We start from the raw sequence: 452 nt of genomic DNA, 5'->3' as shown, positions 1-452 counted from the left end.
GGCAAATCCCAGGTCAGCGCCGCCACCACGGTATAGGCCTTCACCAACACCTCCGCTAGGTCGGGGGCGCTCGTCCCCGTCGGCAACCGGGTGGCCGCCTCAGCCATCTCGTCCCGCACCCGCGACCACACCGGGGCCGTGTTGGTCACCGAGTCCACCAGCTCCACAGACACCGACGAAAACCCCACCCGCGAGTCCGATTCAAGCACGTCAATTTCTTCGATGGCCGCCAGTTCCTCCTCCAGCACCCGAGTCACCAGCGCCTCTACCCGTTCGGCACTGGCCCCAGGAAAGGCGGTGGTAATCACCGCCACCCGCGACACCAGCTGCGGGTCTTCCTGACGCGGCAGCGACTGGTAGGCCGACAGCCCCCCCGCGACGATCAGGATAACCGTGAGAATCAGCAGACGAATATTGGTGAAAAAAGGGCGAACCATGGGGGGGTGGAGGAG

The 452-nt window shown here is 65.0% G+C and carries 1 protein-coding gene; it reads right to left on the bottom strand.

Going from position 1 to position 452, the window contains the following annotated elements:
* The coding region (locus tag JUK32_RS05200) for an efflux RND transporter permease subunit (RefSeq protein ID WP_204137790.1) at positions 1-437 on the bottom strand (437 nt) is incomplete at its 3' end.
* Positions 438-452: the final 15 nt, after the last annotated feature.

Source organism: Halomicronema sp. CCY15110 (assembly GCF_016888165.1).
Taxonomy (GTDB): Bacteria; Cyanobacteriota; Cyanobacteriia; order Phormidesmidales; family Phormidesmidaceae; genus Halomicronema.
The sequence above is the reverse complement of the archived record's forward strand: the minus strand, read 5'-3'. Positions and strand labels throughout refer to the sequence as shown.